A 21158-nucleotide genomic window follows, 5' to 3' on the forward strand; every position below is an offset into this window, starting at 1 on the left:
CGGCCGGCGGCGGAGTCCCAACTGGATAACGATGCAGGACGGCGCCCCACCACGGTCGTGGCGGGGCGCCGTCCTGCTCAGGCGGTCCGGTCAGAGGCCGAGGTCGGCCTCGAACGCACCGGCCTCGAGGCGGGCACGGAGCGTCTGGAGGAAGCGCCCGGCGTCCGCACCGTCCACGAGGCGGTGGTCGTAGGTGAGCGAGAGGTACATCATCGAGCGGATCGCGATGACGTCGTCGCCGTCGGCGTTCTGGGTGACCCACGGACGCTTCACGATCGCGCCGGTGCCCAGGATCGCCACCTGCGGCTGGTTGATGATCGGCGTGTCGAAGAGGGCGCCGACCGAGCCGATGTTGGTGATGCTGAACGTGCCGCCCGAGAGCTCGTCCGGGCCGATCTTGTTGCTGCGCGTGCGCGAGGCGACATCGGCGATCCGGCCGGCGAGGCCCGCGAGGTTGAGGTCGCCGGCGTTGTTGATCACCGGGACAAGGAGGCCTTTGTCGGTGTCCACAGCGATCGCGAGGTGCTCCGCATTGTGGTACGTGATCTGCTGGGCTTCCTCGTCGTACTCCGCGTTGAGCTTCGGGTGCTGCTTGAGCGCTTCGGCCACCGCCTTGGCAATGAACGGCAGGAAGGTGAGCTTGACGCCGTTCTGCGCCTGGAACTGCGCCTTGGCGCGGTCGCGGAGCTTGGCGATCTTCGTCATGTCGACCTCGTGCACCTGCGTGAGCTGCGTCGAGATGTCCAGCGACTCGCGCATCCGCCGCGCGATGACCTGGCGGATCCGCGGGGCCTTCTCCGTCGTGCCGCGCAGGCTCGAGACGGCCGGAGCCGGCTGAGCCTGTGCCGGGGCGGAGGGGGCTGCCGCCGGCGCCGCGGCGGGGGCCTGCTGGCTCGCGGCCTTCTTCGCCTCGGCCGCGTCGAGCACATCCTGCTTGCGGATTCGCCCGCCGACGCCGGTGCCGGTGAGGGTCGTGACGTCGATCCCGTGCTGGTTTGCGAGCTTGCGGACGAGCGGGGTCACATAGCCGGACTCACCGCCGGCCGGGGCTGCTGCGGGAGCAGCGGGTGCGGCCTGTGCGGGCTCAGCAGCGGGAGCAGCGGGTGCGGCCTGTGCGGGCTCAGCAGCGGGAGCCGGTGCGGCCTGCGCGGCGGGTGCGGGCTCAGCGGCCGGCTCCGGCTGCGCGGCGGGCTCGGGCTCTGCCGCCGGTGCGGGGGCGGGGGCGGACCCGGACCCGACCACGGCGAGGACAGCCCCGACCTCGGCGGTCTCGTCCTCGCCGACGCGGATCTCGAGGAGCGTGCCGGCGACCGGCGAGGGAACCTCGGTGTCCACCTTGTCCGTCGAGACCTCCAGGAGCGGCTCGTCGACCTCGACGGCGTCGCCCACGGCCTTGAGCCAGCGGGTCACGGTGCCTTCGGTGACGCTCTCGCCGAGCGCCGGAAGCGTGACCTCGTGCCCGTCGGGTGCAGCCTGGGCCACGGAAGGCTCCGCAGGCTCGGGCGCGGGCGCCTGCTCGGCGGCCGCAGCGGCGGGCTCGTCCTGCGGCTGCGCGGCCGGCTCGGGCGCTGCCGGCGCAGCCTCGGCCGCGGGTGCGGCGGAGGAGTCGCCGGACCCACTGCCGTCACCGATGACGGCCAGAGGGGCTCCGACCTCGGCGGTCTCGTCCTCGGCCACGAGGATCTGCTCGAGGACGCCCGCGACGGGGGACGGGATCTCGGTGTCGACCTTGTCGGTGGACACCTCGACGAGCGGCTCGTCGATCTCGACCCGGTCGCCGACCTGCTTCAGCCAGCGGGTGACGGTGCCTTCGGTGACGCTCTCACCGAGGGCTGGAAGGTTGACGGATTCAGACATGGATCCCCGTGCTCCTTAGTTCTCTGCTCTGCGAATCGTGGCGGCGGCGTGTCAGCCGTGCAGCGGCTTGCCGGCCAGTGCGAGGTGGGCTTCGCCGAGGGCCTCGTTCTGGGTCGGGTGCGCGTGGATGAACTGCGCCACGTCCTCCGGGTACGCCTCCCAGTTGACGATCAGCTGTGCCTCGCCGACCTGCTCGCCCATGCGGGCGCCGATCATGTGGACGCCGACGACCGGGCCTTCCTTCTGGCGGACGATCTTGATGATGCCCGAGGTGCCGAGGATGGAGCTCTTGCCGTTGCCGGCCAGGTTGTACTCCTGGGTCTGGACCTGGTCCTCGCCGAACTTCTCCTTGGCGGCCTTCTCGGTGTAGCCGACGGTGGCGATCTCCGGGTCGCAGTACGTGACCTTCGGGATGTTGACGTCCTCGACCACGACCGGGTTGAGGCCGGCGATCTCCTCGGCGACGAAGATGCCCTGCTGGTAGCCGCGGTGCGCGAGCTGGACACCGGGGACGATGTCGCCCACGGCGTAGATGTTGCCGACGCCCGTGTGGAGGCGCTCGTTGGTGATGACGAACCCGCGGTCGATCGTGATGCCCTGCTCCTCGTAGCCGAGGTTCGCCGTGACGGGGCCGCGTCCGACGGCGACGAGGAGGAGTTCGGCCTCGAACGTCTTGCCGTCGACGAGGGTGACCTTGACGCCGTTCTCGTCCTGCTCGACGCCCTGGAAGAACGTGCCTGTGTTGAACTTGATGCCGCGCTTCTTGAAGGCGCGCTCGAGCTGCTTGACGATCGCAGCATCCTCGTTCGGGACCAGCGAGGGCAGGCCCTCGACGATGGTGACGTCGACGCCGAAGGACTTCCAGACCGAGGCGAACTCCACGCCGATCACGCCGCCGCCGAGGACGATCACGCTCTTGGGGATGTAGTCCATCTCGAGCGCCTGGTCCGAGGTGATGACCCGGCCGCCGATCTCGAGGCCGGGGAGGCTCCGGGAGTAGGAGCCGGTGGCGAGGACGATGTTCCTGCCCTTGTATGCCGTGCCGTTGACCGTGACGGTGTCCGGACCCGTCAGCCGGCCCTCGCCCTCGATGACCGTGATGCCCTTGGTCTTGATGAGCCCGGTGAGGCCCTTGAACTTCCCGGCAACGACGCCGTTCTTGTAGGCGTTGACCGCCGTCATGTCGATGCTCTCGAGCGAGACGTTCACGCCGTACTTCGCGGAGTCCCGGGCGTGGTCGGCGAGTTCGGCCGAGTGCAGGAGCGCCTTGGTGGGGATGCAGCCGTTGTGGAGGCAGGTGCCCCCGAGCTTGCCCTTCTCCACGAGTCCGACGCTCAGGCCGAACTGGACGGCGCGCAGAGCGGTCGCGTACCCGCCGCTTCCGCCGCCGAGAACCAAGATGTCGAATTCCTGCGCAGTTGCCTGGTCGGCCACGTGGACGCTCCCTCGCCGTTGGGGACGGCGTGTTCCGCCGTCGGTTTGACTGGTTGCCTGCGCGATCCGCACAGGCCCGGGTATCAGGGAAACCCTATATCCCCGGCTGACTATGCTCCACCTCTGCGGAACGAATGTCCCGGCCTTGTGTCAAGAGTCACGGGAACTCTAGCACTTTCGTTGAGCGGACTTTAGTTCTCATATCGTGAAATTGGACTCAGGACTGGGTGGCGCCCGACGTATCCTCGAGGTAGGAGACGAGAGTGCGGACGATCGCCCCGGTGCCCTGCTTCGGGGTGTGCCCGTAGGCCGACCCGGTGTTGAAGGCCGGGCCCGCGATGTCGAGGTGCGCCCAGGGGATCGCGGAGCCGTCGGGGCGCTTGCCGACGAACTCCCGGAGGAAGATCGCGGCGGTCAGCATGCCGCCGGGCCGCTCGCCGACGTTGGAGAGGTCGGCCGTGGCCGAGTCCAGGCCGGCGCGCAGTTCCTCCGGCAGGGGCATGGGCCATGCCGGCTCGCCCGAGGCGCCGGCGGCGGCGCGCAGCGGCTGGGTCACAGCGTCGTCGCCCATCAGGCCAGCGGTGCGGGTCCCCAGCGCGATCAGCGCGGCACCGGTGAGCGTCGCCACGTCGATGATCGCGGCCGGGTTCTCCTCGCTCGCGGCGGCGATGCCGTCCGCCATCACGAGCCGTCCCTCCGCGTCGGTGTTGAGCACCTCCACCGTCTTGCCGCCCCGGATGGTGATCACGTCCGCCGGGCGCTGCGCGCTCCCCGAGGGCATGTTCTCCGCGATGCACAGCCAGGCGGTGACCTTGACGGGGAGATTGAGCCTGGCCGCGGCGAGCAGGGAGGTCAGGACCGTGGCTGCACCGGCCATGTCGCTCTTCATCTGGTCCATCTGGGCGGCGGGCTTGATCGAGATTCCGCCCGTGTCGAAGGTGATGCCTTTGCCCACGAGGTGGACGCCGCCGCCGGGCCCGGCCTTGGAGGGCGAGTATTCGACCTTGACCAGGCGAGGCGGCCGAAGCGATCCCTGCCCGACCGCCAGGATGCCCCCGAAGCCCTCCTTCGCGAGCCGCTTCTCGTCATACACCGTGACCTTGACGGGCAGTCCCTTGGCGAGATCCTTCGCGGCGTCGGCGAACGTCTCCGGGTAGAGCTGGCTCGGAGGCATGTTGACCAGCGTCCGGGTGGTGTTCACCGCCCAACCCAGGACGGCGGCCCGCGCCAGCGCGGCGTCGGCGGCCGGCGTGCCGGCGGCGGGTGAGTAGACGACGGCGCGGCGCACGTTGCCCTTCGCCTCGTCGGCCGCTGACTTGTGCTCGGTGTAGGCATAGGCGCCGAGCGCGGCACCCTCGGCGACGGCTGCCACGGATGCTTCGTCGGGGGCCGGGAGGGCAAGGACGACGGTCTCGCTCCCGGCGAGCTGGCGGATGGCAGAGCCGGCGGCGCGGCGCAGCTGCTCGGCGCTCGGTGGGGCGCCGCCGTCGAGCTTGCCCACGCCCACGAGGGCGAGGACGTCGGTGCCGAGCTCGGGCAGGCCGGGGAGGCGGTGGAGCTGGTCCGCAGCGCCCGTCACACCAAGGGCAGCGAGCGTCGAGCCGACGGCTTCGGCGCTGCGTCCGCCGAGCGGACTGTCGAGGAGCCGAGGCCCGTCACCGTCCTGGGCGACGCCGACGACGAGGACCTGGCTCGGGGTCCTGCGGAGGTCCTTCGACGTGGCGCTGAGGGCGACTTCTCTGTTGGTGAACACTTGGTGGCCTCGATTCTGGGCGTGTGCCGGCGCCGAACGCCCGGGCTGGACAGTGTGCTGCGCTTGCTTCAGGTCTCTCCGATGGTAGTCCCGGTGGAATGATGGGGTGCGCCCGCGCGTTGGACACTGCAGCCCCGCCGCCCGCCCGGGACCCGGTCGGGGCAGGGCGCCGACAGAGAGGACATCCGACGTGCTAGACCCCGTGTCCGGGCCGCTCCAGGATCCGGCCGGCCTGTACACCGCCGCGGCCGAGCTGGACCAGGACGACCTCCGCGGCCTGCCCCTCATCATGGGCTTCACCGGCTTTGCCGATGCCGGCCAGGCCGTGCACCAGATCACCGATGAACTGGTCAGCGTCCAGTCGCAGGGCGCTCTCGCCGCGTTCGACGTCGACCAGCTGCTGGACTACCGGTCGCGGCGTCCCCGGATCCGCTTCGTCGAGGACCACCTCGAGGACTACGAGCCCCCGAGGCTCGCCCTGTACCGCCTTGAGGACGGTCTCGGCCGCCCGTACCTCCTCCTGGCCGGCCCGGAGCCGGACCTCCAGTGGGAGCGGTTCGCCCGCGCCGTCGTGGGGCTCGTGGAGCGCCTTGAGGTGCCGCTCACCCTGTGGGTCCACGCGATTCCAATGCCTGTGCCGCACACACGGCCTCTCGGTGTGACTGTCCATGGCAACCGGCCGGAGCTCGTCGAGGGCATATCGCGCTGGAAGCCGACGGTTGAGTTCCCCGCAGCGATCGGCCACCTCATCGAGCTCAGGCTCATCGCCGCAGGCCACGACGTCACAGGGTTCGTTGTCCACGTCCCGCACTACCTTGCCGAGTCGGAGTACCCGGCAGCTGCCGTCACCGGGCTCGAGCACCTTGGCGCGGCGTCCCACCTGATGCTGCCCAGCGACCGGCTGCGTGAGGCTGCCCGGGAGGTCGGGCGCCAGATTGCCGAGCAAGTCGAAGCGTCTGAAGACGTCCGGGAGCTCATCGAGGGCCTCGAGGAGCGCTTCGACGACCGCTCGGCCGATCACCCACGCCGCTCGCTCCTCGCCGGGCCGGCCGAGAGCCTGCCCACTGCCGAGGATCTCGGCGCGGCCGTGGAGGCCTACCTCGCGACGCACGAGGGCGGCGAGGCCGGCCGCCACGACGGGCCGCTGTGAGCTGACGCCCGACGGAGGCCACTAGGATCGGGGGGTGAACAGCTGGCGGGCGTGGACGGTGTGGGGAATCGGAGTCTTCGCCTACCTCGTCGCGGTGGTCCAGCGCACGTCCTTCGGTGTCGTCGGCCTCGAGGCCACGGAGCGATTCTCCGCGGGCGGCACCCTGCTCTCGGCCTTCACCGTCGTCCAACTGGTTGTGTATGCGTCGCTGCAGATTCCGGTCGGGCTGCTCGTGGACCGGTTCGGCACCCGCATCATGGTCAGCGTGGGAGCGACGTTCATGGCGCTCGGCCAGCTCCAGATCGCGGTCGCCGAAAGCGTGGTGACAGGCATCATCGGCCGCATGCTGGTGGGCATGGGGGACGCGATGACGTTCGTGTCGGTGCTCCGGCTCGTCCCCGTGTGGTTCGAGGGCCGGAAGGCCCCGCTCCTGAGCCAGCTCACGGGCATGATCGGGCAGGTGGGCCAGCTCGTGAGCGTCATCCCCTTCCTCGCGCTCATGCACGCCACCGGCTGGACGCAGGCGTTCCTCAGCCTCGCAGCCCTGTCGGTGCTCGTCATCGTGGTGGTGCTCGCCCTCCTCAGGAACGCCCCTCCCGGCGTCTCGGCGCCCAGAGAGGGACCGACCGAGGGGACACGGGAGGTCCTCGCGGCGGCCTGGCGGCAGCCCGGGACGCGGCTCGGGCTCTGGAGCCACTTCACGGTCCAGTTCAGCGGGAACGTCTTCGCCCTCGCATGGGGCTTCCCCTTCATGGTCGCGGGCCAGGGGTACGACGCCTCCACGGCCGCCGGCCTGATGTCCTTCTTCGTCGCGGTCGCCCTGATTGCCGGGCCGCCGATGGGCCGGTTCGTCGCACGGCACCCGCTGCGCAGATCCACGCTCGTCCTGGCTATCACCGGGCTCACGGCGGTCGCGTGGGCTGCGGTCCTGCTCCTCCCCGGCGGCGCGCCTGTCTGGCTCATGGCGATCCTCGTCGCGGTCCTGGCGCTCGGCGGGCCGTGCTCGATGATCGGGTTCGACTTTGCCCGGACGTTCAACCCGTCGCACCGGCTCGGGACGGCGACAGGAATCGTGAACTCGGGGGGCTTCGTTGCTGCGCTCCTGACGATGTTCCTCATCGGCTACCTCCTGGACGTCCAGCACGCCCTCGGCCTCTCACCGGGCGGCCTCTACAGCCTCGACGCATTCCGTGTGGCGCTCGCGGTGCAGCTCCTCGTGATGGCCGGAGGAACCCTCGCGCTCCTCAGCGTGCGGCGGAAGGTGCGCCGCAACCTCGCGGCCCAGAACGTCCACGTGCCGCCGCTGCGCGAGGTCTGGGCCCGATTCCGGTCGGGCCGGCGGCGCTGACTGCTCCTCCACAGGCGCTGTCCACGTCGAGTTGTCCACATGGGTGGGATAGGGGCCGCCGCGTGCGGGATCTCGCGGCGAGACTGACGCCATGGACGACAAACAGCGAATTCCCTCCCAACCGTCGGCCGAGGAGCCAGCCACGGCATCCGATTCCCGGCCGTCGGACGGCCCCATCACCATCAGGTCCGCGGAGGACATCCTCGCCTACATCCCGCATGCGCTCGGTGACTGGCCCCGGGAAAGCCTCGTGGCGGTGGCCCTGTGCGACGGGCAGCTCGGCGCCTCGCTCCGTATCGACCTGCCTGCATCCCTCCGGCCCGCCGTGCTCGAGCGCTTCGCAGGCACTGTGGCCCGGTACTTAGGCCAGGACCCCCGGGCCGCAGGTGCAGTCCTCGCCCTCTACACCAGCGAGCCTTGGCACGATCCTGCGTATCCTCCCCACTCCGCTGTCCTGGACGCGGTGCGGTCCTCCCTGGCCGATGCCGGACTTCCGGTCCTCGACGTGTGGATCGTGGGGGAGGAGCACTGGCGCACTGCCACCTGCGCTGCGCCCACGTGCTGCCCGTGGCCGGGCGCCCCTACTGGGCAGCTTCGCATGGGCAGGATCAGCGCCGAGATGGTGTTCCGGGGAAGCTCCTATGGAAAGGCCCCCGGGCTGCTGGCCCCCCGTCCCACGGCGCCGCCGGCCGCCGCCACCGCCGCGGCACTCGAGGCGTACCGCGAGAACCCGGACAGGTGGTGGGAGCCGTATGCCTTCACCGCGGCGCTCGCCGCCTGGGACGACGCGCTGTCGGAGTCGGCAGTGCCCAGTCCTGACCGGCTCCGCCTCCTGGGGGTGACACTCATCCGGCCCGCGCTCCGGGACGCCGTCATGGTCTCGGCGGCAGCAGGCGCGTCGACCGCCTGGCTGGGCAGTGCGGCGACGGCCCCGCTGCGCGCCGGCCGCCCCGGAGGGTTGCCGCCGGCGCTCCCCGGAGGGCTGCCCGCTGCCGAGGTCGCGGCGGCCCTTGACAGCTGGTGGGACGGCGAGGGAGCGATGCGAACCAACGGGCTGCCGGTCGCGCCGGGCGGCGGAGTGGAGGCGATCGCCGTTCCCGTGGACCGGTCGTCCGGCAGTCCGGCGCCGTTCACCCCGGGGGCGTCGTCGCCCCTGTTCGGCCGGGTACTGCTCGGGGCAACGGCTTCCGCCCCGGACTGGGGCCGCATCGCGGTCCTCGACCGCGTCGTGCAGGCGCTCGCGGAGACGGAGGCGCCGGAAGTGCGTGCGCCCGCGCTGACCATCCTCGCGTGGATCCAGTGGATCCGAGGCCGGGGGAGCCGCTGCCACAAGCTTCTCGAGCGCGCCCTGAGCGCCGATCCCGACTACCGGCTGGCGCTGCTGCTGCGCAGGGTGGTCGAGCACGGCGAACTTCCGGCCTGGGCGCGGAGCCGGGACACCGCCTGGCAGCGGCCCACCGGCACCGCCGATGCCGCGTGAGCTCGGTGCCTCCGGGCGGGGCGAGGAGGAGGCACACCCCGGTCGTCCGAGCCCGTGCTCCGCATTTTCTGCCATTCTGGGCGCGTTTGCGGCGCGATGCGCTCGTTCGTGCGAGAATGGATGCCCAGACCCGGTTGGGTCCGAGCACCGGAATGCGCAGCACACGGCCCGGGGAGAAATTCAATGGTCTCCGACGGGAACGAATGCGGCCGCCGAGGGGTTGTACATTCAGACCCTTCTGTCCGGTGATGGCTGCGCGAGACGCTCCTCGGACTTGACAGGGTCATAGTGGTGTTGCGCTCCAGTGCGGCACCGGCACTGCGGCAGGAAGGTAATCGTGACGCCCCCCACGGAGAATAGGACCGCTGAGACGGCGACGGCCGAGGACACCTCGACCCAGAGCGCTCCCGCCTCGAGCGCGGCCAAGCGGTCGACGACTCAGGCAGCGTCCAAGGCGAAGCCGGCGGCTCGCAAGTCCTCGGCGAAGGCTGCGACCAAGGCCGCACCGAAGGGCAAGGCAGCTGCGAAGAAGGCCGGCGACGAGGCCACCGAAGCCACCACCACCGAGGACGAGGCCACCGAGGAAGACCTTGACTCGGTCACCCCCGACGAAGGCGAGATCGCCGCCGAGGACGAGGTCATCGAGGCTGACGGCAAGCAGACGAAGGCCACCGGCTCGGCGATGGTGATCTCCGACGCCGACGAGGACGACGCCCCTGTCCAGCAGGTCACGAGCGCCGGCGCGACCGCCGACCCTGTCAAGGACTACCTCAAGCAGATCGGCAAGGTCGCCCTCCTCAACGCCGAGCAGGAGGTCGACCTCGCCCTGCGCATCGAGGCAGGCCTCTTCGCCAAGCACAAGCTCGACGAAGAAGGCGACACCTACGACGCCCAGTACAGGCACGACCTCGAACGGATCGTGCACGACGGCGAGCGGGCCAAGAACCATCTGCTCGAGGCCAACCTCCGCCTCGTCGTCTCGCTCGCCAAGCGCTACACAGGCCGCGGCATGCTCTTCCTCGACCTCATCCAGGAAGGCAACCTGGGGCTCATCCGCGCGGTCGAGAAGTTCGACTACACGAAGGGCTTCAAGTTCTCCACGTACGCGACGTGGTGGATCCGCCAGGCCATCACGCGCGCGATGGCGGACCAGGCCCGCACCATCCGCATCCCGGTCCATATGGTCGAGGTCATCAACAAGCTTGCCCGCGTCCAGCGGCAGATGCTCCAGGACCTGGGCCGCGAGCCCACCCCGGAGGAGCTTGCCAAGGAGCTCGACATGACCCCCGAGAAGGTCGTCGAGGTCCAGAAGTACGGCCGCGAGCCGATCTCCCTCCACACGCCTCTGGGCGAGGACGGGGACTCCGAGTTCGGCGACCTCATCGAGGACTCCGAGGCGGTGGTTCCGGCGGACGCCGTGAGCTTCACGCTCCTCCAGGAGCAGCTCCACTCGGTGCTGGACACGCTGTCGGAGCGGGAGGCCGGCGTCGTGGCCATGCGCTTCGGTCTCACCGATGGGCAGCCCAAGACCCTCGACGAGATCGGCAAGGTCTACGGTGTCACGCGCGAGCGGATCCGCCAGATTGAGTCGAAGACGATGTCGAAGCTCCGCCACCCGTCCCGCTCCCAGGTCCTGCGCGACTACCTGGACTGAGAGCCGGTTCATGACGGAGGGCCCGGACACCATGGGTGTCCGGGCCCTCCGTCATGCTGGAGCGGAGCCTGCCGCGCGCTCAGTCTGCGACGGCGGCCTTCTCGGTCAGCCGGTCCGACTCGTCGTGCCAGACCGAGGCGAGGGGACGAAGCGTCTCCTCGAGGGCGCGCGCGTGGTGCGCGCAGAACTGGAGCTTGCCGCCGGACGCTTCCAAGACCACGAGAACGTAGGCCTGGGCGCCGCAGCGATCACAGCGATCCGTAGCGGTCAGGGTGCGCTCCGCGAGTGCTGCAGTCATCTGAGGCCTCCTTCTCAAGTAACCGGTGGGGCTTGCGCGGTTCACTCCATCTAACACCGAGGACTCGAATAATGGAGTCAGGAATAGGCAACTTTCGCTCGGGGCGTATTGCAGTTCCACAACGCAATGCGGCGGGCTGAGCCTCATTCCGGCCACCGCCGGAGCGCCGGTGGGGCTCGGCGCCCCATCAGTGACTACCCTTGGCCTGTACCCTGCCCTCGTCGCAGGAACCAATGCAGCGTCCCGAAGGAGTTCCCCGCGCGTGGCACCGAGTTCTGAATACACCGCCCGGCACCTGTCCGTCCTCGAGGGTCTCGAGGCCGTCCGGAAGCGCCCGGGCATGTACATCGGCTCGACGGATTCGCGCGGCCTCATGCACTGCCTCTGGGAGATCATCGACAACTCCGTCGACGAGGCTCTCGCCGGCTTCGGCCACGAGATCGCGGTCATCCTCCACGCAGACGGGTCGGTGGAGGTCCACGACGACGGCCGCGGGATTCCCGTGGACGTCGAACCCAAGACTGGGCTCACCGGCGTCGAGGTCGTGTTCACGAAGCTGCACGCCGGAGGCAAGTTCGGCGGCGGGTCGTACACCGCCTCGGGAGGCCTGCACGGTGTCGGCGCCTCGGTGGTGAACGCTCTTTCCGCGCGCCTCGACGTCCAGGTGGACCGCGGCGGCAAGACCTACCAGATGTCGTTCAGGCGCGGGGAGCCCGGCCGCTTCAAGGACGCGGGCCGCCCGAGCCCCACCGCGTCCTTCGAGCCGTTCGTCGAGGACTCCGTGCTCGACGTCGTGGGCAAGGCCAAGCGCGGGGTGACGGGCACCCGGATCCGCTACTGGGCCGACTCGCAGATCTTCACCCCGGACGCGAAGTTCTCCTACGACGACCTCGTGGGGCGCGCCCGCCAGACCTCCTTCCTCGTCCCGGGGCTCCGCATCACGGTCCGCGACGAGCGGCGACTGCCGGGCACCCCGGGCGCCGACGGGCCGCACGAGGAGGTGTTCCACCACGACGGCGGCATTTCGGAGTTCGTCGACTTCCTGGCCATCGACGCGCCCGTGACGGACGTCTGGCGCCTCCACGGCGCGGGCACGTTCACCGAGACGGTCCCGGTGCTCGACGAGCGCGGCCACTCGCACATCGCCGAGGTGGAGCGCTCCTGCGAGGTCGACGTCGCCCTGCGCTGGGGCGTCGGGTACGACACCACGATGCGAACGTTCGTGAACATCATCGCCACTCCCAAGGGCGGCACCCACCAGTCCGGCTTCGAGGCGGCGCTGCTGAAGGTCTTCCGCAAAGCCATCGAGTCCAACGCCCGCAAGCTCAAGGCGGGCAACGACAAGATCGAGAAGGACGACGTGCTCGCGGGCATGACCGCGGTCCTGACCGTGCGTCTCGCCGAGCCGCAGTTCGAGGGGCAGACCAAGGAGATCCTCGGCACGCCCGCCGTCCGGCAGATCGTCTCGCGGGTGGTCGAGAAGGAGCTCGGTGCGAAGCTCGGCTCCACGGCACGCGGCGACAAGAACCAGAGCTCGGTGCTGCTGGAGAAGGTCGTCAACGAGATGAAGTCACGCATCACGGCGCGGGTCCACAAGGAGACCCAGCGGCGCAAGACCGCGCTCGAGTCCTCGACGCTGCCGGCGAAGCTCATCGACTGCCGTACGGATGACACCCAGCGCTCGGAGCTGTTCATCGTCGAGGGCGACTCCGCGCTCGGCACGGCGCGGCACGCGCGCTCGAGCGAGTTCCAGGCGCTCCTGCCCATCCGCGGCAAGATCCTCAACGTCCAGAAGGCCTCCGTGGGGGACATGCTCTCGAACGCCGAGTGCGCTGCACTCATCCAGGTGATCGGGGCGGGGTCCGGGCGCAGCTTCGACCCGGCGGTGGCCCGCTACGGCAGGGTCATCCTCATGACCGATGCCGACGTCGACGGCGCGCACATCCGTACGCTCCTGCTGACGCTGTTCTTCCGCTACATGCGCCCCATGATCGAGCAGGGCCGCGTCTTCGCGGCCGTGCCGCCGCTGCACCGGGTCGAGGTGGTGAACCCGGGCGCCAAGGCCAACGAGATGGTGTACACCTACTCCGACAGCGAGCTGCACCGGCTCCTGAGCAGTCTCGAAGCCGACGGGCGCAAGTACAAGGAGCCGATCCAGCGCTACAAGGGCCTCGGCGAGATGGACGCCGACCAGCTCGCGGAGACGACGATGGACCCGCGCCACCGCAGCCTGCGCCGCGTCACCATCGAGAGCGCGCAGCGGGCCGAGGAGATCTTCGAGCTGCTCATGGGCTCGGACGTCGCCCCGCGCAAGGACTTCATCGTGGCGGGAAGCGCCCAGCTGGACCGCGAGCAGATCGACGCCTAGCGCTGGTCCGCGCCAGACCGGGAGCCCCCGCGGCCAGCACAGCCTTGGCCAGGACAGCCTCCGCAGCGAGAACAGCCCTCGCTAGAACAGCCCTGGCGCGATGAGGAGCGCGGTGGGGACGGCGAGGAGCATCAGGGCCGCGGCGAGGACGACGGCGGTGGCTCCCCTCCCCAGCGGAGGCCTGGGCGTGAGGAGGCGGCTGAGGCGGGCTGCGATGCCGGCGTCGTCCGGATCTCCCCGGTCGGGGACCAGCCCTGCAGGCGCGGTGCCCCGCGAGCCGCCGGACTCGCCCGCCACGACGTCCGGGGCGCTCTCCCCGCCGACGGCGACGAGTGCGATCGCGCGCACGAGGACGTCGTCCGGCGTCGAGCGACGCGCCACGTCGTCGGCCAGCATCTCGACGAGGGAGTTGACGGCCTGCCGTGCGAGCCGGCTCGTGGGCAGCCAGGGGAGCGCCGAGCGCCAGGCCTCGAACGCCCACAGGAGCAGGTGATGCCGCTGGGTGAGGTGCGCCTTCTCATGGCGCACGACGGCGGCGAGCTCCTCGGGCGCGAGCGCCTCCATGAGGCTGTCCGAGAGGACGGTCACAGACCTCGAGCCGCCGGGCAAGCAGTAGGCGACCGGTGCGGGATGGTTGATCACCCACGTTCGCTCGAGGGCACCGGAGGGGGAGCTCAGCAGCGAGAGCAGATCGCGGTGGCGGCGGCGCTGGCTCACGATGCGCGCGTAGGTGAGCAGCAGGGTGAAGAGGAGATGGACCGTCAGGAGGGCGGCCGCGCTGAGGGCGAAGAGGTGCCAGAAGTGCAGTTCGTCGGCAGACTCATTGCCCAGGACGATGGTGGCCGCGCGGCGCAGGGCCCCGACGAGGGTGCCTCCGAGGGGCTCGAGTCCGTAGACGAGCATGGCACCGATCATCGACAGCCCACCGGCGAGCGCGATGGCCTGCCAGAGGACCATGGCGGCGAAGGGGGAGCGGGAGGTCCAGCGCGCGCGGGAGAGCGCCACCGGCACCGGCCACGCGAGCAGCAGTGCCAGCAGCGCCAGCAGGTAGGCGGTCACGAGCACGCGCGTGCCCCGCTGCGGCTCAGCCGCGCGCCAGGAGCCTGCGCAGCGTCGCGGCCTCGGCCTCGGTGACGGAGCCGATGAACCGGGCCAGGACGGCCTCGCGGTCCGGCGCGGTGCCGAGGGCCTCGTGCATCAGGCGCGCGGTGTGGTCCTCGCGGGTCGAGACGGCGTGGTAGCGGTGGGGACGGGTCCCGCGCTCGCGCTCAACGAGCCCCTTCTTCTCCAGACGGGACAGCACGGTCAGGACGGTGGTGACGGCCAGGTCCTTGGCCTCCTGCCCGTTCTGTGCCAGACGGTCGCGCAGATCATTGGCGGTGGCGGCTTCCGGTGCGGACCACAGGAGGTCCATGACCGAGCGCTCGAGTTCACCCAGGCTTGCCATCGTGTCGAGAGTCCTTTGCATGCACCGGCACTGCGCCCGGCTGGCGCGATGCGGGGGGTTCGTATGCCCACGTTCATTCTACGTGAGGTAGAACAATTCTGTCGCGCCGTGCCGCGCTGTTCGCTCAGGGCGTTCACGAGGCCGCCGGGGCGTCCGCAAATGTTCTACACTGTGTAGAAGTCAGATCTTCTACAGGATGTAGAAGATCCCGCACAAGCAACCGGGAGCATGCGTGGACGCACTCGAGATAGCACGCTGGCAGTTCGGGATCACCACGGTCTACCACTTCATGATGGTTCCCCTCACCATCGGGCTCGGCCTCGTGGTCGCCATCCTGCAGACCGTCTGGCACCGCACGGGCAAGGTCGAGTTCCTCAGGATGACCAAGTTCTGGGGGAAGCTCTTCCTCATCAACTTCATCATGGGCGTGGCCACCGGCATCGTCCAGGAGTTCCAGTTCGGCATGGCCTGGAGCGAGTACAGCCGGTTCGTCGGCGATGTCTTCGGCGCCCCCCTGGCCATGGAGGCCCTGCTCGCGTTCTTCGTCGAGTCCACCTTCCTGGGCCTGTGGATCTTCGGCTGGAAGCAGCTGCGCCCGGGCCTGCACCTCACGGCGCTGTGGTGTGCCGTGATCGGCTCGGTCGTCTCCGCCTACTTCATCATCGTGGCCAACAGCTGGATGCAGCACCCGGTCGGCGTCACCGTGGTCGACGGCCGCCCCGTCATGACCGACGCATGGGCCGTCTTCACCAACAACACGGCGCTCGTCGCGTTCCCGCACACCGTCATGGGAGCGCTCGGCGTGGCCGGGGCCTTCCTGCTCGGCATCGCCTGGTACCACCTGTGGCAGCGGCGGCACGACGGAATCGACACGGTCGCCGTCGTGGACGGCACAGCCAAGGAGGGCAAAGCCCGCGGCAAGGAGCGCGTTGTCGTTGGCGAGGCACCCGGCGTGCCCGGCCGTGACCGCACCGACCACGCCGTGTGGCTGAAGTCCCTGCGGATCGGCGCCGTCGTGGCAATGATCTCCTTCGCCGGCACAGCCATCACGGGCGACCTCCAGGGCAAGCTCATGTTCGAGCAGCAGCCCATGAAGATGGCCGCTGCCGAGGCCGCGTGCCACGACGGCACGGGCTTCTCGATCCTGTCGGTCGGCAACGTCGGCTCGCGCAACTGCGACGACGTCGTGGCCGTCATGGAGGTCCCCGGGCTCCTGTCCTTCCTGGCCAAGGGCGACTTCACCACCGAGGTGAAGGGCGTCAACACGCTCATCCCCGAGTACGAGCAGGCCTACGGCACGAACCTGCCCGACAACCCCCTGTATGGCGACCGCGCCGGCCGCGACGTCCAGTACGTCCCCGTCATGGAGGTCACCTACTGGGGCTTCCGGGCGATGATCGGCTTCGGCGGGCTCGCCGCGGCGGCCGCCGCCGTCGCCCTCTGGCTGACCCGGAAGGGGACGGTCCCGCAGTCGCGCTGGCTCATGCGGCTCGCCGTCGTCGGGATCCTCGCCCCGTTCGGTGCCAACGCAGCAGGCTGGATCTTCACCGAGATGGGCCGTCAGCCCTTCGTCGTCGCCCCGAACCCGGCCATGGCCGGAAGCGTGGACCAGGTCTTCATGTTCACGGCCGCGGCCGTCTCGCCCGGGGTGAGCGCCGGGGAGATCCTGACCTCCCTCATCGTCCTGACGCTCATCTATGCGGCGCTCATGGTGGTCGAGGTCCGCCTCCTGTGGACCTACACGCGCGGCGGCGTCGCCTCCGCGATGCCTGAGCTCGCCCACGGAGCGGATCACGGGAAGCACGACGACGAGTCCCACCCAGGCGGCAAGGCCGCCGATGACGTCCTGGCCTTCGCCTACTAGGAGCGCACACCATGGAAACCCTTCCCACTGTCTGGTTCTGCGCCGTCGCCGTCCTCTGGGTCGGCTACCTCTTCCTCGAGGGCTTCGACCTCGGCGTCGGCATGCACATGAAGCTCTTCGCCCGCGGCGAGGCCGAGCGCCGCGTCCTGCTGAACACGATCGGCCCCGTGTGGGACGGCAACGAGGTGTGGCTCCTCACCGCCGGCGGGGCGACGTTCGCCGCGTTCCCCCTCTGGTACGCCTCCCTGTTCTCGGCGCTCTACCTCCCCCTGACCCTCGCCCTCGTCGCGCTCATCTTCCGCGCCGTCGCCATCGAGTACCGGGGCAAGGTCCACTCCGACCGCTGGCGCAGCGCCTGGGACTGGGCGCTCGCCCTCGGTTCCGGCGTCGCCGCGTTCTGCGTCGGTGCGATGCTCGCCCTCACCACCACGGGCCTGCCGCTCAACGCCAACGGCGACCGGGTCGGAGGCCCCTTCGCCTGGCTCAACGGGTACGCGCTCCTCGGTGGGGCCGCCGTCGTCGGCTTCGCCCTCGTCCACGGCCTCGCGTTCCTCGCCCTCAAGACCGACGGCGGGATCCGGGCCAGGGCCCATGCAGCCTTCGTCCGCTGGCTGCCGCTCGCCATCCTGCCTCTCGTGGCGTGGGTCCTCGCTGTCCAGCTCCGCACCGGTGAGTGGTGGAGCTGGGCCCTCACGGCCGTCGCGGCGGCAGCGGCGCTCGTCGCCTGGGCGCTCGGCCGGGCCGGGTCGGAGGGTCGTGCCTTCATCGCTCTCTCAGCGTTCCTCGCCACTGGCGCAGCGGCCCTCTTCTCCGCGGTGTACCCCGTCGTGCTGCCCTCCACGCTCGACTCGGCCTACAGCCTCACGGTGACCAGCGCGTCGTCGTCCGACTACACGCTCGGACTCATGACGGTCGTCGCGCTCATCGGGCTCCCGCTCGTCCTCGCGTACCAGACCTGGACATACTGGGTGTTCCGCCGGCGCCTGAGCGTGGGAAGCATCCCCACCGCACATTCGGTCATCCCGGCGACAGTGTCCCGCCTCGTGACCGGCCAGCCGGCCGGGAAGTAGCCCATGAAGCCCGACATCCCCCTCGGCCCCGCGACACGGAGGGCCCTCGTCCTCCTCGGCCTCCTCGCGGTGGCCAAGGCCGCAGGCCTGGTGCTCATGGCCCAGGGGATCGCGGCAGGCCTCGCCGCGATCGCGGCAGGGAGCGCCGGCGGGGCCGGACTCACCGGCGCCACGGGGCTGGCCGCCGCGGGCATCCTGGTCCGTGCGGCAGCACAGTGGGGAGCTGCAGCGGTGGGCCGCTGGGCCGCTGTCGGGGTCAAGGAGGAGCTCCGCGGTGAGCTCATCGAGGCCGGGCTCGCCGGCAACGGCGGTGGCGGCGAGCACGACGACGAGGCGCGCGTCGCGTCGTCGGCCGCCGCGACCGCCGTGCTCGCAGGCCGCGGGCTCGACGCCCTCGACTCGATGTACACCCAGTACCTGCCTGCGGTCGTCCAGAGCGCGGCCGTCCCGCTGCTCCTCGGCGCCCGGATCCTGGGCGCGGACTGGGTGAGCGCGCTCATCGTCGCCCTGACCCTCCCGCTCGTGCCCCTGTTCATGGTCCTCATCGGACGCCACACCCTGGAGAGGGTCGCCGACGCCCAGCAGTCGCTCCTGCGCCTCGGCTCGCACCTCGTGGAGCTGGCCCAGGGCCTGCCGGTCCTGGTCGGGCTCGGCCGGGCGGCGCAGCAGCGTCAGGCGCTCGCCGGGCTGTCGTCTGCCTACAAGGGGCGCACCATGGCCACGCTCAGGGTTGCGTTCCTGTCCGCCATGGCGCTCGAGCTCATCGCAACGATCTCCGTTGCGGTGGTCGCGGTGTTCATCGGCGTCCGCCTCGTGGACGGCTCCATGCCGCTCGAGGCAGGGCTCGTCGCGCTCATCCTCGCGCCCGAATGCTTCCAGCCCCTGCGCGACCTCGGCGCCGCCCACCACGCGAGCGAGGACGGGGCCGAGGCGCTGCGCCGCACCCGCGAGCGCATCGCCGCTGCCCGCGGCGCCCGCGTGGTCACCGGCGATCGCGATGCCGCGGGTGGCTCCCCGGCGGAGATCACCGTCGAGGCACTCGGGGTGAGGTACGACGGCGCCGCGCGCGACGCCGTCGGCCGTGTCTCCTTCACCGCGCCCGCCGGCGCGGTGACCCTGCTCGCCGGCCCGAGCGGCAGCGGCAAGACGACAGTGCTCGGCGTGATGGCGGGCCTCGTCCGCGACGGCGCGGGCGCGGCCGTCGCCGGCAGCGTCCGCGGGCCTGGCGCCGAGGGAATCGCGTGGGTCCCGCAGCACCCCCAGTTCACCGAGCCGAGCGTGGCGGCCGAGCTCGGGCTCTACGCGGGCGAGGCCGCCCGCCGGGACCCGGCACTGCCCGGTCGTCTCCTCGCCGAACTGGGCCTGGCCGGCCTCGCAGACGCCGACCCCGCCGAGCTCAGTCCCGGCCAGCAGCGCCGGGTGGCGGTGGCGCGGGGACTCGCGCGGGTCGCCGACGGCGCCGACGCGGTCCTGCTCGACGAGCCGACCGCGCACCTCGACGAGCGGTCCGCCGCGCTCGTCGAGTCGGCTCTGGCGACCCTGAAGGGCCGCGCCACAGTCGTCCTCGTCTCCCACGAGCCGGGCACAGCCGCGCTCGCCGACCACGTCGTGGAGCTCGCACCATCCGGTGACGCCGCCTCCGAGCGGTTCCGGACGGACATCCCGGACACCGCCGCCCCGGCGCGGCGCTCACCGGTGCGTGCCAACGCCCCGCGCGCAGCCTGGGTGCGGGTCCTCGCGGGCCTCGTGCGTCCCGATCCCGGCCGGTACGTCCTCGCCGCGCTCGCGGGCCTCGGGACGGCGGCCGCCGGCGTCGCGCTGTCCGCGCTCTCCGGGTGGCTCATCGTGCGGGCGAGCGAGCAGCCTCCGATCCTGTACCTCCTGACGGCGATCGTGGGGGTGCGGTTCTTCGGGATCGGCCGCGCCGTGCTGCGGTACTGCGAGCGGCTCGCGCTGCACTCGGCCGTCCTCTCGACGCTGTCACTCCTGCGCGACCGGCTCTGGGGCCTCCTGGCCTCCCGTGGCCTCGCGGCGCGGCGGCTCCTCGTCCCCGGTGCGGCGCTCGAGGCCCTCGTCGGGGACGTCGAGGCGGTGAGGGACCAGCTCCCGCGCGTCCTCCACCCGATCGCCACCGCGGCGCTGGTCGCCCTCGGAGCGCTCGTCGCCGTCGGCGCACTGCTCCCGGGCCACCTGCCCGTCCTCGCCGCAGGGCTCGCCGTGGCGCTCCTCGTCGCGCCCGCCGTCGCGCTGGTCGTGGACCGTCGCGCAGCCACGCGCGTCCAGACGGGCCGTGCGCGGTTCCTCGCCAGGATCGGCCAGGCGCTCGCCGCCGCGGGGGACCTGCAGGGCAACGCGCGCTCGGCCACGGTGCTGGCGCGGCTGCGCGCGCAGGACGCCGGCCTCACCCGGCTCGAGCGCCGCGGCGCCGCGGCTGAGGGGCTGGCGCAGGCCATTGTCATCGCCGCACTGGGGGTCGCGGCCGCCCTCACCCTTGCAACTGCTCAGGCCGCCGGCGCGCCGGGCACGACGGCGGCGGCCGTCCTCCTGCTGCAGCTTGCCCTCGTGGAGCCCCTCGCCGCCGCGAGCACGGCGGTGCAGCAGTTCCCCGCCCTCCGGTCCGCGCTCGCGGGCATCGCGGCGGAGCAGGGGTCAGGGCAGGCCGGGTCAGGGCAGGACCGGTCAGAGCAGGGGCCCGAGCGGACTCCGGGGCGAACGCAGACCAGCGCACCCGACCAAGGCTCCGGCAGTGTGCGGCTCGACGGCGCCACGCTCGGCTGGCCCGGAGGACCGGACATCCTCACGGGAGTCGACCTCGAGGCGCACGCGGGGGACTGGGTGGTCGTGGCAGGGCCTTCGGGCAGCGGCAAGTCCACGATGCTCGCGGTCCTCACCGGGTTCCTGGCTCCGCGCGCAGGGACGGTCCGGATCGAGGGCGCGGCTGCCTGGTGCCCGCAGGAGTCCCACCTGTTCGACTCGACGGTGCGGGGGAACCTTGCCGTCGCGCGGGACCGCGACCACGCGCCGTCGGACGCGGAGATCGAGGACGCTCTGGAGCGGGTCGGGCTGCTCGAGCACGTGAGGTCCCTTCCCGGGGGGCTCGACGCGCGCATCGGCAGCCGGGGCTCGTTCCTCTCGGGCGGCCAGCGTCAGCGGCTCGCGGTGGCGCGGACGCTCCTGGCCGGGGCGCGGGTTGTGCTCCTCGACGAGCCCACCGCCCACCTCGACCCCGAGTCAGGGCTCGAGCTGGTCGGCGCGCTCCACGAGGCGCTGTCCGACCGGACCGTGATCATGGTCAGCCATCACGCGACCGAGCTCATGCCCGGCGACCGTCTCGTGCAGCTGGGTGCCGTCCCTCTGGGAGTCACGTCCTGAGGGTCACGTCCTGCGGGTCGGGCGGAGCCAGGGGTGATGTCGCGGTCAGACGGGGTGACGTCG

The 21158-nt window shown here is 71.1% G+C and carries 14 protein-coding genes; 8 read left to right on the plus strand and 6 right to left on the minus strand.

Annotated features, from left to right (window positions below):
• Positions 1-90: 90 nt before the first annotated feature.
• From sucB to CGQ25_RS06720, 3 genes are all read right to left on the minus strand, one after another.
• Positions 91-1857, minus strand: a complete 1767-nt coding sequence (gene sucB, locus CGQ25_RS06710) for a 2-oxoglutarate dehydrogenase, E2 component, dihydrolipoamide succinyltransferase (protein WP_208712377.1) — start codon at positions 1855-1857, stop codon at positions 91-93.
• Between the two features lie 51 nt (positions 1858-1908).
• Positions 1909-3291, minus strand: coding sequence for a dihydrolipoyl dehydrogenase (gene lpdA / locus CGQ25_RS06715; protein WP_208712378.1), 1383 nt, complete (start codon positions 3289-3291; stop codon positions 1909-1911).
• Positions 3292-3508: 217 nt separating this feature from the next.
• A complete protein-coding gene (locus tag CGQ25_RS06720) occupies positions 3509-5044 on the minus strand; it encodes a leucyl aminopeptidase (protein WP_255405626.1) in 1536 nt (511 codons plus the stop codon).
• A gap of 190 nt (positions 5045-5234) precedes the next feature.
• Here CGQ25_RS06720 and CGQ25_RS06725 point away from each other — a divergent pair, with 190 nt between their 5' ends.
• The 4 genes from CGQ25_RS06725 (at position 5235) to CGQ25_RS06740 (ending at position 10676) form a co-directional block, all read left to right on the plus strand.
• The gene (locus CGQ25_RS06725) at positions 5235-6194 is read left to right on the plus strand and encodes a proteasome assembly chaperone family protein (RefSeq protein ID WP_208712380.1); all 960 of its coding nucleotides are present in this window, start codon (positions 5235-5237) and stop codon (positions 6192-6194) included.
• Between the two features lie 34 nt (positions 6195-6228).
• Complete coding sequence (locus tag CGQ25_RS06730; RefSeq protein ID WP_208712381.1) at positions 6229-7542, plus strand: nitrate/nitrite transporter; 1314 nt, start codon at positions 6229-6231, stop codon at positions 7540-7542.
• A 91-nt stretch (positions 7543-7633) separates the two neighbouring features.
• Positions 7634-9022 carry a DUF4192 family protein gene (locus CGQ25_RS06735; protein ID WP_208712382.1) on the plus strand — a complete coding sequence of 463 codons (1389 nt, stop codon included), beginning with the start codon at positions 7634-7636 and terminating at the stop codon, positions 9020-9022.
• Positions 9023-9359: 337 nt separating this feature from the next.
• Positions 9360-10676 carry an RNA polymerase sigma factor gene (locus tag CGQ25_RS06740; RefSeq protein ID WP_208712383.1) on the plus strand — a complete coding sequence of 439 codons (1317 nt, stop codon included), beginning with the start codon at positions 9360-9362 and terminating at the stop codon, positions 10674-10676.
• A 79-nt stretch (positions 10677-10755) separates the two neighbouring features.
• On the opposite strand, the gene CGQ25_RS06745 is transcribed toward CGQ25_RS06740, so the two are convergent.
• Positions 10756-10974: a hypothetical protein gene (locus CGQ25_RS06745; protein WP_208712384.1), complete on the minus strand. Its 219-nt coding sequence runs from the start codon at positions 10972-10974 to the stop codon at positions 10756-10758.
• A 262-nt stretch (positions 10975-11236) separates the two neighbouring features.
• On the opposite strand from CGQ25_RS06745, the gene CGQ25_RS06750 reads away from it, so the two are divergent.
• Positions 11237-13342, plus strand: coding sequence for a type IIA DNA topoisomerase subunit B (locus CGQ25_RS06750; protein ID WP_208712385.1), 2106 nt, complete (start codon positions 11237-11239; stop codon positions 13340-13342).
• A gap of 81 nt (positions 13343-13423) precedes the next feature.
• Here CGQ25_RS06750 and CGQ25_RS06755 read toward each other — a convergent pair whose 3' ends face one another.
• Together CGQ25_RS06755 and CGQ25_RS06760 are read right to left on the minus strand one after the other, a co-directional pair.
• A complete protein-coding gene (locus tag CGQ25_RS06755) occupies positions 13424-14407 on the minus strand; it encodes a M56 family metallopeptidase (RefSeq protein WP_208712386.1) in 984 nt (327 codons plus the stop codon).
• Positions 14408-14426: 19 nt separating this feature from the next.
• Positions 14427-14789, minus strand: a complete 363-nt coding sequence (locus CGQ25_RS06760; protein ID WP_208712387.1) for a BlaI/MecI/CopY family transcriptional regulator — start codon at positions 14787-14789, stop codon at positions 14427-14429.
• Between the two features lie 232 nt (positions 14790-15021).
• On the opposite strand from CGQ25_RS06760, the gene CGQ25_RS06765 reads away from it, so the two are divergent.
• The 3 genes from CGQ25_RS06765 to cydD are packed head-to-tail and all read left to right on the plus strand — an operon-like array spanning position 15022 to position 21095.
• The gene (locus CGQ25_RS06765; protein WP_208712388.1) at positions 15022-16653 is read left to right on the plus strand and encodes a cytochrome ubiquinol oxidase subunit I; all 1632 of its coding nucleotides are present in this window, start codon (positions 15022-15024) and stop codon (positions 16651-16653) included.
• Positions 16654-16664: 11 nt separating this feature from the next.
• Entirely contained in the window at positions 16665-17723 is a 1059-nt protein-coding gene (gene cydB, locus CGQ25_RS06770; protein ID WP_208712389.1) for a cytochrome d ubiquinol oxidase subunit II, read from the plus strand.
• Positions 17724-17726: 3 nt separating this feature from the next.
• Positions 17727-21095, plus strand: coding sequence for a thiol reductant ABC exporter subunit CydD (cydD, locus tag CGQ25_RS06775; RefSeq protein ID WP_208712390.1), 3369 nt, complete (start codon positions 17727-17729; stop codon positions 21093-21095).
• The last annotated feature ends 63 nt before the right edge of the window (positions 21096-21158 follow it).

The sequence above is a fragment of the Sinomonas sp. R1AF57 genome, from assembly GCF_002224485.1.
In the GTDB taxonomy this organism is placed as follows: domain Bacteria; phylum Actinomycetota; class Actinomycetes; order Actinomycetales; family Micrococcaceae; genus Sinomonas; species Sinomonas flava.

Excerpts from the sequence above, each read along its gene's own strand:
- sucB (WP_208712377.1), bottom strand. The coding sequence starts at position 1,857 with ATGTCTGAATCCGTCAACCTTCCAGCCCTCGGTGAGAGCGTCACCGAA.
- CGQ25_RS06735 (WP_208712382.1), top strand. The coding sequence starts at position 7,634 with ATGGACGACAAACAGCGAATTCCCTCCCAACCGTCGGCCGAGGAGCCA.
- CGQ25_RS06745 (WP_208712384.1), bottom strand. The coding sequence starts at position 10,974 with ATGACTGCAGCACTCGCGGAGCGCACCCTGACCGCTACGGATCGCTGT.
- CGQ25_RS06760 (WP_208712387.1), bottom strand. The coding sequence starts at position 14,789 with ATGGCAAGCCTGGGTGAACTCGAGCGCTCGGTCATGGACCTCCTGTGG.
- cydB (WP_208712389.1), top strand. The coding sequence starts at position 16,665 with ATGGAAACCCTTCCCACTGTCTGGTTCTGCGCCGTCGCCGTCCTCTGG.
- cydD (WP_208712390.1), top strand. The coding sequence starts at position 17,727 with ATGAAGCCCGACATCCCCCTCGGCCCCGCGACACGGAGGGCCCTCGTC.